12 protein-coding genes are annotated in these 12,737 nt (G+C 36.7%); 8 read left to right on the forward strand and 4 right to left on the reverse strand.

The genetic code is table 11. The features are described 5' to 3' along the window. Positions 1 to 42 precede the first annotated feature (42 nt). The 6 genes from rsgA to AB3H93_RS10425 all read left to right on the forward strand — a co-directional run bounded on the left by rsgA (position 43) and on the right by AB3H93_RS10425 (position 5,577). A complete protein-coding gene (rsgA, locus tag AB3H93_RS10400; RefSeq protein WP_368020538.1) occupies positions 43 to 942 on the forward strand; it encodes a ribosome small subunit-dependent GTPase A in 900 nt (299 codons plus the stop codon). Positions 943 to 954: 12 nt separating this feature from the next. Continuing rightward, positions 955 to 1,605, forward strand: coding sequence for a ribulose-phosphate 3-epimerase (rpe, locus tag AB3H93_RS10405; RefSeq protein ID WP_010720593.1), 651 nt, complete (start codon positions 955 to 957; stop codon positions 1,603 to 1,605). Then, a complete protein-coding gene (locus AB3H93_RS10410; protein WP_368020539.1) occupies positions 1,606 to 2,241 on the forward strand; it encodes a thiamine diphosphokinase in 636 nt (211 codons plus the stop codon). A 155-nt stretch (positions 2,242 to 2,396) separates the two neighbouring features. Next, positions 2,397 to 3,251 carry a rod shape-determining protein MreC gene (mreC, locus tag AB3H93_RS10415; RefSeq protein ID WP_010720591.1) on the forward strand — a complete coding sequence of 285 codons (855 nt, stop codon included), beginning with the start codon at positions 2,397 to 2,399 and terminating at the stop codon, positions 3,249 to 3,251. A gap of 3 nt (positions 3,252 to 3,254) precedes the next feature. Beyond that, entirely contained in the window at positions 3,255 to 3,764 is a 510-nt protein-coding gene (mreD, locus tag AB3H93_RS10420) for a rod shape-determining protein MreD (protein WP_010737284.1), read from the forward strand. 217 nt (positions 3,765 to 3,981) lie between these two features. Further along, positions 3,982 to 5,577 carry an NlpC/P60 family protein gene (locus tag AB3H93_RS10425; protein WP_368020540.1) on the forward strand — a complete coding sequence of 532 codons (1,596 nt, stop codon included), beginning with the start codon at positions 3,982 to 3,984 and terminating at the stop codon, positions 5,575 to 5,577. Positions 5,578 to 6,041: 464 nt separating this feature from the next. On the opposite strand, the gene AB3H93_RS10430 is transcribed toward AB3H93_RS10425, so the two are convergent. Continuing rightward, the gene (locus AB3H93_RS10430; protein WP_094940751.1) at positions 6,042 to 7,844 is read right to left on the reverse strand and encodes a M3 family oligoendopeptidase; all 1,803 of its coding nucleotides are present in this window, start codon (positions 7,842 to 7,844) and stop codon (positions 6,042 to 6,044) included. A 118-nt stretch (positions 7,845 to 7,962) separates the two neighbouring features. On the opposite strand from AB3H93_RS10430, the gene AB3H93_RS10435 reads away from it, so the two are divergent. Continuing rightward, a complete protein-coding gene (locus AB3H93_RS10435) occupies positions 7,963 to 8,469 on the forward strand; it encodes a VanZ family protein (RefSeq protein WP_010720587.1) in 507 nt (168 codons plus the stop codon). Between the two features lie 238 nt (positions 8,470 to 8,707). On the opposite strand, the gene AB3H93_RS10440 is transcribed toward AB3H93_RS10435, so the two are convergent. From AB3H93_RS10440 to AB3H93_RS10450, 3 genes are all read right to left on the reverse strand, one after another. Beyond that, on the reverse strand, positions 8,708 to 9,151 hold the full coding sequence (locus AB3H93_RS10440) for a hypothetical protein (RefSeq protein WP_368020541.1): 444 nt from the start codon (positions 9,149 to 9,151) through the stop codon (positions 8,708 to 8,710). Positions 9,152 to 9,262: 111 nt separating this feature from the next. Then, positions 9,263 to 10,669: a L,D-transpeptidase family protein gene (locus tag AB3H93_RS10445; protein WP_010720585.1), complete on the reverse strand. Its 1,407-nt coding sequence runs from the start codon at positions 10,667 to 10,669 to the stop codon at positions 9,263 to 9,265. Between the two features lie 170 nt (positions 10,670 to 10,839). After that, complete coding sequence (locus AB3H93_RS10450) at positions 10,840 to 11,814, reverse strand: L-lactate dehydrogenase (RefSeq protein WP_005875171.1); 975 nt, start codon at positions 11,812 to 11,814, stop codon at positions 10,840 to 10,842. A 353-nt stretch (positions 11,815 to 12,167) separates the two neighbouring features. Here AB3H93_RS10450 and pth point away from each other — a divergent pair, with 353 nt between their 5' ends. After that, positions 12,168 to 12,728 carry an aminoacyl-tRNA hydrolase gene (gene pth, locus AB3H93_RS10455; RefSeq protein WP_010720584.1) on the forward strand — a complete coding sequence of 187 codons (561 nt, stop codon included), beginning with the start codon at positions 12,168 to 12,170 and terminating at the stop codon, positions 12,726 to 12,728. Positions 12,729 to 12,737 lie beyond the last annotated feature (9 nt).

Raw genomic sequence — 12,737 nt, forward strand, 5'->3', positions numbered from 1 at the left:
ACATGATTTTTCTTTCCTGTGGTAAAATAAGGAAAACTGGAGGTGGCATACATCAAAGGACAAATCAGAAAAGCAATTAGTGGGTTTTATTATGTACACGCAGACGGTGAGACCTATCAAACGAGAGGACGAGGAAACTTTCGTAATCGAAAAATCACTCCGTTAGTGGGTGACCAAGTACTATTTGAAAGCGAAAACAAGACAGACGGTTATTTGTTAGAAGTGATGCCTCGTAAAAATCAACTGGTGCGTCCACCGGTAGCAAATGTCGATTTAGGTGTCGTAGTTACAAGCTTGGTAGAACCAAATTTTTCTTATAATTTATTGGATCGCTTTCTAGTGACTTTAGAATATGAATCCATTGACCCTGTCATATTTTTGACAAAAACAGATCTTACTTCAAACGAACAGCAAATCGATGAGATCAAGCAAACGTATGAAACGATCGGTTATCCAGTGATTGTTCCGAAATATCCTGGAGATACTGCAGAATTAATTCGTTACTTCCCAGAACGATTGACCGTTTTTATGGGCCAATCTGGTGCTGGAAAATCTACACTCTTAAACCAAATTTCGCCAGATCTAAACTTAGAAACGGGGGAAATCTCTGATTCTTTAGGACGTGGGAGACATACAACGAGACATGTGGAATTACTCCCATTGTATGATGGTTTAGTAGCAGATACACCAGGATTCAGCTCGATCGATTTTTTGACGATCGAAACGACTGAATTACCAAAACAATTTCCTGAATTTGTCAGTGCATCGAACCATTGCCGTTTTAGAGAATGCATGCATGCTAAAGAGCCTGGGTGCGAGGTGAAACGCCAGGTTGAAACAGGTGAGATTGCCCAAACACGTTATGAGAACTATTTGCAATTTTTACAGGAAGTCGAAAATCGAAAACCAATCTATTCTAAAAAAGAAGGTAAACGAAAATAGGAGGAAGCATTAATGAAAATAGCACCATCTATCTTAAGCGCAGATTTTTCTAATTTACAAAGAGACATCGAACTAGTAGAAAAAGGAGGGGCAGATTACATCCATGTAGATGTAATGGATGGACAATTTGTTCCAAATATTACATTTGGTCCCAATATCGTACAAGCTATTCGACCAATTACTAAGTTACCACTAGACGTGCATTTGATGATTGTTGACCCGGAAAAATATATTCCGGCGTTTGCGAAGGCTGGAGCAGATATCATCACGGTGCATGTGGAAGCCACTCCACACATTCATCGAGCATTGCAAATGATGAAAGATCTAGGCGTGAAATCAGGAGTCGTGATTAATCCAGGAACACCTATAACGATGATCAAACATGTTTTACCGATAGCAGATCAGGTCTTAGTGATGACTGTTAACCCAGGATTTGGCGGACAAAGTTTCATTGAAGAAACGGTAGAGAAAATTGCTGAATTATCAGAATTACGCGAGCAAAATAATTGGCATTATTCCATTGAAGTAGATGGCGGTATCGTTCCTGAAACCGCACAAATTTGTCAAAAAGCTGGAGCAGATGTTTTCGTTGCCGGTTCTTATATCTATAACTCAGAAGATCCAGTGGGTCAAATCAACCAGTTAAAAGAGGCATTGAAATAAATGCAGGTTTTATTAGTGGCAGGAGGTTCTCCTGAAAATTGGCCAGAACTACAAAACAGTTATGACTGTTATGTAGGCATTGATCGTGGTGCATGGTATCTTCTTCAAAACAATTTCCCCTTGGATTTAGCAATCGGTGACTTTGATTCGTTATCGGTAGATGAAAAAAAACAAGTTGAACAAGCAACGAATGAACTGATCCAAGCACCAGCAGAAAAAGATGATACAGATACGCAGTTGGGGTTGTGTCAAGCCATTGAACGATTTCCAGAAGCAACAATCACGATCATTGGCGCAACTGGTGGTCGATTGGATCACCTGCTTGCTAACCTTTGGCTGCCGTTAGAACCAAGATTTAAACCACATGCTCAAAAGATCATTATTTGGGATCGTCAAAATCATGTCACCTACTATTTACCTGGCAAACATGTGATTACCAAAATGGATAAGATGCGTTATTTGGCCTATTGTTGTTTGACGCCTGTAACAGAGCTGTCCATCCAAAAGAGCAAGTATGAACTGGAAACAACTGATGTGAGCCAAGCAACTTCTTATGCAAGCAATGAATTTGTTTCAGATACGGCTGATTTTTCTTTTTCAACTGGGATGGTCGCAGTGATTCAAAGTAAAGATTAAGTTTGCTCTAACCGAGTAAATACAACAGAAATAGTTAAAAATGACAAGTCAAATTATTTACTAAAAAAAAGCTTAAGAGAGGTGTCATACCTTTTGTTTCGCCTCAATTAGTGATAAAATTGACCATAAGAGTCTAATTAATTCGAGGTGTCTTTGTGAAGAAGTTCAATCCTAATAAAAATATTATTATTACCTTAATCATTGTTATCATTGTGGTGACAATCTTAAGTGTGACTGCCGCGCAACGAGCGAATGAAGGAAAACCTAATTTCTTCCAGTCTTTTGTCAATGACAGTGTTTCATTTGTTGACCGTGCAATCTCTGCGCCCGTAAGATGGGTCGAAAATGGAGTGGATTCAGTCCATAATCTTTTCACGACTTATTCTGAAAATGAGCGATTAAAAGAGAAAATCGATAGTTATGATGAATTAGCATTAAAAAATAAAAATGACCAAAAAGAAATCGAAGCATTAAAGAAAGAACTTAACTTAAATCAAACATTGACTAACTATGAAAAAGTAACGGCGAATGTGATTACACGTTCACCAGATACTTGGCAAGATATGTTGATCGTTGATAAAGGATCAAAAGATGGCATTGAAGTGAACATGGCGGTAATGGCACAAAAAGGATTAATTGGTCGAGTAGTTGAAGTCAATCGTACTTCTTCTAAGATCGAGCTGCTGACTTCGTCAAATGAAAGTTCGAATCATTTCCCAGTTCGGGTATCTTCTTCTAGTGGAGAAGCGTTTGGATTATTGAAAAACTATGACGAAAAACTGCAAGCATTAGTCGTGACACAATTAACTGGAGATACGAATATCAAAGAAGGCGACGTCGTTCAAACTTCTGGCTTAGGTGGGAACTCACCAGCAGATCTGCCGATTGGAACAGTCATCAAGACCAAACCAGATAGTTATGGCTTGGATCGCGAAGTATATGTTAAGCCTTACGCTGGAATGTATGATCTGCCAGTTGTGACGATCGTGCAACGACTGGTGGAGGATTAACCTATGCTGAAAAAAGATACAATGAAATATTACTTGCCAGTTGTATTGTTCTTATTGATGTTGATCGATGGGCATTTGACTAGAATGTTTGTCGAGTGGTCAAATGGGCAATACATGGCTAGTGCCCATTTTCTCATTTTGGCTTTGCTGTTTTGCAGTATGAAATTTCCTAAAAGGTATTTATTGATTACAACGGTCGTCCTTGGAGCAATCTTTGATACCTACTATATCGGTGTAATCGGGATCTATGCGGTGGCATTACCACTGATGGTCTTTATTATGTATTCGATGAGTTCTTATATCCACTTTAATATCTTTACAGAATTTTTTAGTATGATTATTTTTGTTACGGGGTATGAGTTGTTCACTTTAGCTGTACAATTGATTTTCAAATTAGTATCTGTAAATAACACTTACTTTATTACTAGATATCTTGGGCCAACTTTATTATTAACGATGATTCTATTCGCAGTTTTTGTTTTTCCATTCAAGAAATTATTCAGTGATGAATAATTTCTTTTTTTTGTACTGATTTCTGAAATAAATGTCATATTTTGTGAATAATCATTGAAACTTACATGTTTGTCATTTTAAGATTTTATTTTGAAATGTTTTTGTAACATAACTATTATATCGTTGACATACTGCTATGGTACAATTTTTATATCGTTAAGAAAGACTTAAATATATTTAGATATTTATTAAATTAAGCCAGTCGGAGGAATGAAGAGTGAAAAAGAGTTTATTATCAGCGGTAATGCTAAGTTCAATCGCTTTAACTGCCGTAGGATCACCGATCGCTGCCGCGGCGGACGATTTTGATTCTCAGATACAACAACAAGACAAAAAAATTGCAGACTTACAAAACCAACAAGCAAGTGCACAATCACAAATTGAAGCATTAGAAGGTCAAGTTTCTGCTATTAACACAAAAGCACAAGATTTATTAACTAAACAAGATACATTGCGTAAAGAATCTGCTCAATTAAAACAAGAAATCAAAGATTTACAAGAACGTATTGAAAAACGTGAAGCAACAATCCAAAAACAAGCACGTGAAACACAAGTAAAAAATACTAGTTCAAACTATATTGACGCTGTGTTAAACGCAGATTCATTAGCAGATGCTGTTGGTCGTATCCAAGCAATGTCTACAATCGTTAAAGCAAACCAAGACTTAGTACAACAACAAAAAGAAGACAAACAAGCAGTAGAAGCGAAAAAAGCTGAAAATGAAGCAAAACAAAAAGAACTTGCTGACAACCAAGCTGCTTTAGAGTCACAAAAAGGCGATTTATTAGCAAAACAAGCTGACTTAAATGTCTTGAAAACTTCATTGGCTGCTGAACAAGCAACAGCAGAAGATAAGAAAGCTGACTTGAACCGTAAGAAAGCTGAAGCTGAAGCAGAGCAAGCACGTATCCGTGAACAAGCTCGCTTAGCAGAACAAGCTCGTCAACAAGCAGCTCAAGAAAAAGCTGAAAAAGAAGCACGTGAACAAGCTGCTGCACAAGCTGCACAAACACAAGCTTCATCATCAGCATCAACTACAACAGAAAGCTCATCAGCTGCACAATCTTCAAGTGAAGAATCAAAAGCTCCTGAGTCTTCAACAACAGAAGAATCAAAAGCTCCTGAGTCTTCAACAACAGAAGAATCAACATCTACTGAATCTTCTACAACAACAGAAAATTCATCAACTGGTTCTTCTTCTACTGAATCATCTTCAACAGAAGAATCAACAGTTCCTGAATCTTCTACACAAGAGTCAACACCTGCGAATACAGAAAGCAGTTCAAGCAGCTCTAATACAAATGTAAATAATAATACAAACAATAGTACTAATAACAGCACTAATAATAGCACTAATAACAGTACAACAAATAACAACAATAACAATAATACTGTAACACCAGCTCCAACACCTACACCAACGCCTGCTCCAGCACCAGCACCAAATCCTTCTGGTAGTGTGAACGGCGCTGCGATTGTAGCAGAAGCTTACAAATATATTGGTACTCCATATGTATGGGGTGGTAAAGATCCAAGTGGCTTTGACTGTTCTGGCTTTACACGCTATGTATATTTACAAGTAACTGGCCGTGACATCGGTGGTTGGACAGTACCTCAAGAATCAGCTGGAACAAAAATTTCAGTTTCTCAAGCAAAAGCTGGAGACTTATTATTCTGGGGTTCTGCTGGCGGAACTTATCACGTAGCTATTTCATTAGGTGGCGGACAATATATCCATGCACCACAACCAGGTGAAAATGTTAAAGTTGGTTCAGTTCAATGGTACACACCTGATTTTGCAGTAAGTATGTAATAATAAATAGAATGAACAGGAGGAGAAATCTTCCTGTTCATTTTTTTTTGTGGCTCTATTCTTTTTGATGTTGGTGAAATTCACCAACATCTTTTTTATAGTTTAAAAAGTATAAAAATGATACCCTATGATTCTAAGGTTTCTTTTTACCAATATCCTTTGACAACGTGTCTTTTTTAGTCTGTAATGCAATCAGTGAGTAAAGAATGAAGTTTATATGTAGCTATAAAATAGTAGGGGACATTGGTGATTTTCACAAAAAATGATCATGGATGTTTGGAATGAGAGACGAAGCAACCAAAATAAATGAGCTAGAGTGAAGGAGGTTGGTGTAAACCAACCGCTATTCTCTCTAGCTCATTTGGACTTATTAGTCAAAATAGGATTTCCAATGAATGAAAAAACTGCTATTTTTACTGTTTATGAATCGATCATTTTACCTAGTAATGATTTAGCTTGATCAATTAATGTACATATTCTTCAGAAAGTGTCATGAAACTATTGATATCCTCTAAAACCATATCGATGCCAGCTTGCCAGAAATCTGGTTTCGTTAAGTCAACACCTAAATGTTTTTGAGCAAGTTCTTCGGTTGTCATTGAAGCTGTATCTCTTAATAACTCAATGTATTCTTGCTCAAAACTTGTCCCTTTTTTGTTTGCATAAGCATAAATACCTAAACTAAACAAATAGCCAAACGTGTAAGGGAAGTTATAAAAAGGAACATCATCAATAAAGAAATGCAATTTAGCTGCCCAGAAGTGTGGGTGGTAAGTAGCTAAGGCATCATGATAACCTTCTTTTTGAGCTTCAACCATCATTTGAGTGATTTCTTCTTCTGAAACAAGTCCTTCTTGTCGCGCAGAATAGAAACGATTTTCGAAAATGAAACGAGAATGGATATTCATAAACATGGCCAAAGCATTTTGTAATTTAGTATCTAATAAATTGATTTTTTCTTCTTTCGTTTTGGCTGCTTTTAAGGTAGCATCAGCGACAATCAATTCAGCAAATGTGCTAGCAGTTTCTGCAACATTCATTGCGTAATCACGGTTCAATGCTGGCAGATCCCACATGACACTACTATGAAAGGCATGACCTAATTCGTGGGCTAGCGTAGCTACTTCATTGACTGAGTTACTATAGGTCATAAAAATTCTGGATTCTTGGGTTTCTGGCAGCTCAGTACAGTACCCGCCAGGTCGTTTTCCCGGACGATCCTCTGCTTCAATCCAACTTTTTTCAAATGCAGATTGTGCAAAGGTTGCCATTTTGGGACTGAATTTTTGGAAATTCTCAATGATAAAAGAGGCAGCTTCGTCAAAGGTAAACGTCTTTTCCTTTAGATCTCCTAAAATAATTGGTGCATCTTGATCTTGCCACTCCATTTTTTCTTTACCGAAAAGATTGGCTTTTCTTGTTAAATAATCAACTAACGGTTGTTTATTTTTTTGGATAGTTGCCCACATCACATCAAGTGTTTCTTTTTTCAAACGATTGTATTCTAATGGTTTTTGTAAATAGTCGTTCATACCATGTAGTTTATAGGTTGATAAACGGAAACCATCTAAGTGATTTAATGTGTCCGATAGTAAAGACGTTTTTTCTTGCCAAGCTTTTTCCCAGGCAATAAATAACTTTTCACGTACGAGTGGATCTGGATCACCCATCATTTTATTGAAGGCTTGACCTGCTGACAAGTCAGTTACCTTGCCATTTTCTTCAAATGGAATCACGATTGTTCCCACAATTGTGTCGTAATGACTGCTCCACGCGTTCAGCCCGTCTAATGAGAGTGTATTGATGATGTTTTCTTCTGCTTCGGACAATAAACGATGACCGTCTCTGCGAATCTCATTCATACGAAAAGCAATCAAAGAAAATTCATCTGTTTGGAGCAATGTTTGCCAATTATTGTCAGATATTTCTGCAAATTTTTTCGATAAAATCGTATCGGCTGATTGCCAACGTGGTAATAGTGCATATAATTTTCCTGATAAAAGCTTTGCTTTGGTATCTTTGACATTCGCAGATAACAAAGCCGTAATATAACTATTACATTGAGAAAAACCTTCTGTAATTGTTTCTTGTTGTTTGATCAGTGTCGTAAGTTCATCATTTGTACTGACTGAATGATCCCATTGATTAACGGATTGATAATAGGTATTGATTTGTTTTTCTAATTGTTCTAAACGTTCATTTAAGGCTGGGGAATCACTTCCGCCTGAAAAAATTGAATCAAGATCCCAGTTTAGTGAATATGTCATGAAAAAGCTCCCTTCAATTTATAATACAATTAGTATAGCATTATTTTCTTATTTAAGTCTCTAAGAAAAGTTTGTTGTTTCGTAAAAAAAGAGCTATTATAAATGGCAGAGGTGACTTATGAATTCAATAAAAAAACAAATGAAAAATGGCAACTTTTATTTAGTTATTGCAGTACTCATCATGGCTCTCTTATTTTACAGTTCATCGCAAACTTACGGACAACAATCCCAAGTCTCCAGGATCGAAGAGTGGTTTCCCAATCATCCGTTTAAACAAGTATTTGATAATATTCGTTTTACTTATGGCGATGGTGTAGTGAGTGTAGATCATTTAGGTTATGGTAAATTCGTTGAATTTTTCTTACGAAAAGGTGCTCATTTTGGGTCTTATTTTATTTTAGGTGGTAGTTTGTTTTTAGGGGTCTTTCCTAAAATGAAAATCTGGTGGTTAACAAGTGTCTTAGCTTGGTTATCGGCGACCGGTTATGCTGGGTTAGATGAATTTCATCAGATGCTTACAGGGGATCGAACACCGTCTTTCCAAGATGTCATGCTCGATTCAATGGGGGCATTGACAGCGATTGTCTTATGCTTGATCGTTGGTTTTGTGAGAAAAAAATTTTAGGTAGAAGTATCAATTAGTGTACATGAAAAAATGAGTTATAGAAGTAATTAAAATTGAGTATGAAGCCGAAAAATCCTAAAATAGTTTTCTATTTTAGGATTTTTCGGCTTCATTTCGTAGTATACTTGTGATTCATTTTTATAAAATAGAACTTGTGGATCAAAGCCAGCTGTTGTTTATTTATTGATAGATTGGATTGGAATTTATTTTAAGAGTGATTGATTTTATCTTTGAATCATTATTTGTACCTCTCTTTGGGCACTAGTTTTTTATACGGTGACGCCTTTTGTGTATCGCTGTATAATCCTTTCATTATTTCTTCAAACAGAAGTTCATATGTATGTAATAATTTCTGGTGATTAGCCAACTCATTGGATGATGAGCGAAAAAACCTATTCCATAGCGAATTATTTTGATCTTGATTCGCGATCGTAGTATGAATATTATCCAGCTGCTGAAGGATTGAACAGAGGAGGCCCTTACCATTTAAAAATGATTGCATTTTTCTCTTGTCACTGGCTAGTTTTTTGACTAAAATCTTTTGTTCAAATTCATTATTCTCTGGTTTGACGAGTAGTTTTTGCTGGTCTGCGATACTGGCGGATAATTCTAAGATCTGTTGCTCAGTGTAACCAAGAAACTGTTGATAATAAGTTTTTTTAGCTTGTAACTTATCGTCCATGTTATTCCCCCTTTGATAGTGATAGACGTAAAAAAACTGGTCTCTCTAAAGTTTAAGATAAACTTTGTTGAGAAACCAGTTTTTTTATGAATTCATTTTTTATTGAAGCTATCAGAAAATGATTACTGGTGTACCTTTTTCTACCATGCCAAACAATTCTTTCATGACACTTGGTGGCGTATTGACACATCCATGAGATCCACGAGTTTTCCAAAGATCGCCACCATATTCAGGTTGCCAGTCGGAATCATGGATACCAACACCGGTCCAGTCAACTGGCATCCAGTAGTTTACAGGACTTGCATAAGGGGTTCCATCATCATTCGTTCCTTTTAATGTAGCATTTTCCTCTTTGTTCCAAACATAGAAAACACCAGCTGGAGTAGGGGTCTTAGGTTTTCCAGACACGATGTCAGTTTCTAGCGCAACTTTACCATCTTTGTAATACCACATATGCTGGTTTTTTAAATCAACTTCGATATAGGTATCTTCTATTAAAGGATGATCAGCTGTTGTGGCACCTTGAACAATTGGTGATCGGGTAAAGTCTTTACCTGCTAAAATGGCTGACTTCAAAGCTTCTGTTTCTGCATCAGTTTTGATTGACCAACTATAGGTACCCACAGGAACCGTTACTTCACCACGTTTTGTACTTTTAAATTTTGTGTCATTCGTACTTGTGTTATATTTTTCTCCTAAACCTGTTACATAGTTTTTAACTTGTGTTGTATCTAAATCAACTTTACCATCTGTGTAAGTTAGCCAGTTAGCAATTTCAGAACGAGGTATCTGGAAAGTATTGCCGTTGATACTATAGGTTCCTTTGATATTAGCAATGGCATTCATTTCATCGACTTGTTTTGTTAAATTTTTATCGGTCGCTGTCACTTTTGGTTTTGTTTGAAATTTAGTTAAATCAATTTTGTTTTTGCCATCCTTCACACTGGTTTTCAGCGCGTTGATAGCTGCTGTCACATCAATCGTATCGCCAGTTACTTCTGGTTTTATTTTGAAAGAGTCACCAGATTTTTCAATCGTCGCATCTTGTGTCTGTGTCCGATCTTTATTTAATTCGGTTAGCTTATTCGTCGTGGAAGCCAGCGTTTCATCTAGTTTTTGATGATCAGTATCTTGTGGATCAATTTCTTGTTTTTCACTAGCGGAAACATAGTTCATGCCCCATGACCAAGCATTTTGTTGGTTTAACAATCGAGATAAATCTGCTGAAAAGTCATCTTTATAACCAAGCTCAGATTTTGCGATCTCTTCCCAAACTTTCCCATTTTCTTCAATCGTCAGCTTTTTATTGGAAAAGGTGTCTTTTAATTTGTCATTTGCCTGTTGCACGGTCAGGTTACTTACATTGATGGAATTAATTTCCGTGTTAGGTAAAAAATGATTGGTGTAATATGTACTGCGGTAAGCGTAAAAGCCGATTAATGCGAGGAATACGCCTAGCGTAGTTAATAGACCAATGTGTAGCGATTTCGATTTTTTATGATGAGAAGATCTTGTCATGCGGGCAGCTCCTTATTTGATAGTTTAGCGTATAACGAACTAATCATAGCATATTTTGAGAAAAAAGACGAAGGGGACAAATGATTTAGCAAAAATTTAACGATCATTAAGTAAAAAAATCAAGCAGAATGCTGACATTCTGCTTGATTAAGTGGTTAAATTTATTCTAATTATTCAGCGTCTAATTTAGAAAAAGCTTCATCTAAGATTTCTTTTAATTGTTTAGCTGAAGCAGCCATACGATCTTGTTCGCTGTCACTTAGAGGGATTTCGATAACTTTTTGGATACCTTGACGGTTGATTACTGCAGGGGCACCAATGTAGATATCGTTCAAGCCGTATTCACCATTCATAAATACAGATAGTGGAAGTACAGCATTTTCATCATCTAAGATGGCACGAGTGATACGTGCTAAGGCTACAGCGATACCATAGAAAGTAGCGCCTTTCTTTTCAATGATTGTGTAAGCAGCATCACGTACACCAAAGAATAAGTTAACCATTGCTTCTTCATCAACGTCTGGATTGTTTTTAACCCATTCATAAATTTGTAAACCAGCAACGTTAGCATGTGACCAAACAGGAAATTCTGAGTCACCGTGTTCACCTAAGATATAAGCATGGACGTTACGTGCATCAACATCAACTAATTCTGCAAGTGCTTGACGGAAGCGAGCTGAGTCAAGTGAAGTACCTGAACCGATTACGCGTTCTTTAGGGAAGCCTGAGAATTTCCAAGTTGAGTAAGTTAAAATATCTACTGGGTTAGCAGCAACTAAGAAAATACCATTGAATCCTGATTCAACAATTTGTGTTACTACATCGCGGTTGATTTTTAAGTTTTTATTTACTAAGTCTAAACGAGTTTCACCTGGTTTTTGTGGTGCACCAGCAGTGATAACTACTAAGTCAGCATCATGTGCATCTGCATAAGTAGCAGAGTAGATTTTTTTAGGTGAAGTAAATGCTAGAGCATGTGATAAATCAATAGCATCTCCTTCAGTTTTTGCTGTGTTGATATCTACGATACCTACTTCTTGTGCAATGTTTTGAGTAACTAGAGCAAAGGCATAGCTAGAACCTACGGCGCCATCTCCAACAAGAATTACTTTTTGATGATCTTTTTTTTCTGCAGCTGCAGTCATTATATATCAATCCTTCCATTGATTTTGTTTTTTCCCATGCCTATGCTAACATTTATCAAGCCCGCTGTCACGCTATTTGGCTATAAAATATAACAGATAACAAGGTTGTATTATATGTAAAAGCTTACATGTGCGTGATTTCACTATTTTTAAAAGGTTATTAATTTATTAGACTTTGAAGAAAATTTTAATTTCTTTATCATTTGTTAAACATTCTCTTTTTGTTGAAACAGGTACTTGTGTGTTATACTTAATAGTAGAAAGTAAAAAAATGAAAAAATGAGTCAAAGACTGGATTGCTTTAGGGCGCTCCAGCCTTTTGTGCTGCTTTTTTCAATTAGGTGGTAGAACAAATGAAAATGATCGTAGGGCTTGGAAACCCAGGAACCAAATATGCACAAACCAAACATAATATCGGCTTTATGGTCGTTGATCGCATGGCTGAAAAGCAACAAGCTGTGTTTAAAAAAAATACATTTGAAGCGGAAGTTGCAGAGTTTTTCTATCAAGGAGAAAAAATCTTATTAGTGAAGCCGCAAACTTTTATGAACGAATCTGGTCGTGCTGTAGGACCATTAATGACTTATTTCGGTATTTATCCGGAAGAATTAGTTGTTGTTTATGATGATTTAGATCTTGTAACTGGCAAGATCCGCTTGCGCCAAAAAGGGAGTGCTGGAGGGCATAATGGAATAAAAAGTATCATTTCTCACTTGAATACGAATGTATTTGACCGTATCAAAGTAGGCATTGGTCGACCAGAAGGAAACAAAACTGTTGTTCAACACGTGCTAAGCCCATTTAGTAAAGAAGTTCAACCATTGATTGAAGCAAGTATCGATCAGTCAGTGGCAGCACTCGAGTTTATGCTGGATGGTCATTCGTTTATCGATACGATGAACAAATTCAATTAGCGAAGGAGG

Source organism: Enterococcus sp. C74 (genome assembly GCF_040887125.1).
Classification (GTDB): Bacteria; Bacillota; Bacilli; order Lactobacillales; family Enterococcaceae; genus Enterococcus_B; species Enterococcus_B hirae.

What these genes read in the sequence shown, in the direction of transcription:
- AB3H93_RS10430 (WP_094940751.1), bottom strand. Translation starts at nt 7,844, where the DNA reads ATGACATATTCACTAAACTGGGATCTTGATTCAATTTTTTCAGGCGGA.
- rpe (WP_010720593.1), top strand. Translation starts at nt 955, where the DNA reads ATGAAAATAGCACCATCTATCTTAAGCGCAGATTTTTCTAATTTACAA.
- AB3H93_RS10445 (WP_010720585.1), bottom strand. Translation starts at nt 10,669, where the DNA reads ATGACAAGATCTTCTCATCATAAAAAATCGAAATCGCTACACATTGGT.
- AB3H93_RS10450 (WP_005875171.1), bottom strand. Translation starts at nt 11,814, where the DNA reads ATGACTGCAGCTGCAGAAAAAAAAGATCATCAAAAAGTAATTCTTGTT.
- AB3H93_RS10435 (WP_010720587.1), top strand. Translation starts at nt 7,963, where the DNA reads ATGAATTCAATAAAAAAACAAATGAAAAATGGCAACTTTTATTTAGTT.
- pth (WP_010720584.1), top strand. Translation starts at nt 12,168, where the DNA reads ATGAAAATGATCGTAGGGCTTGGAAACCCAGGAACCAAATATGCACAA.
- mreD (WP_010737284.1), top strand. Translation starts at nt 3,255, where the DNA reads ATGCTGAAAAAAGATACAATGAAATATTACTTGCCAGTTGTATTGTTC.
- AB3H93_RS10410 (WP_368020539.1), top strand. Translation starts at nt 1,606, where the DNA reads ATGCAGGTTTTATTAGTGGCAGGAGGTTCTCCTGAAAATTGGCCAGAA.
- AB3H93_RS10440 (WP_368020541.1), bottom strand. Translation starts at nt 9,151, where the DNA reads ATGGACGATAAGTTACAAGCTAAAAAAACTTATTATCAACAGTTTCTT.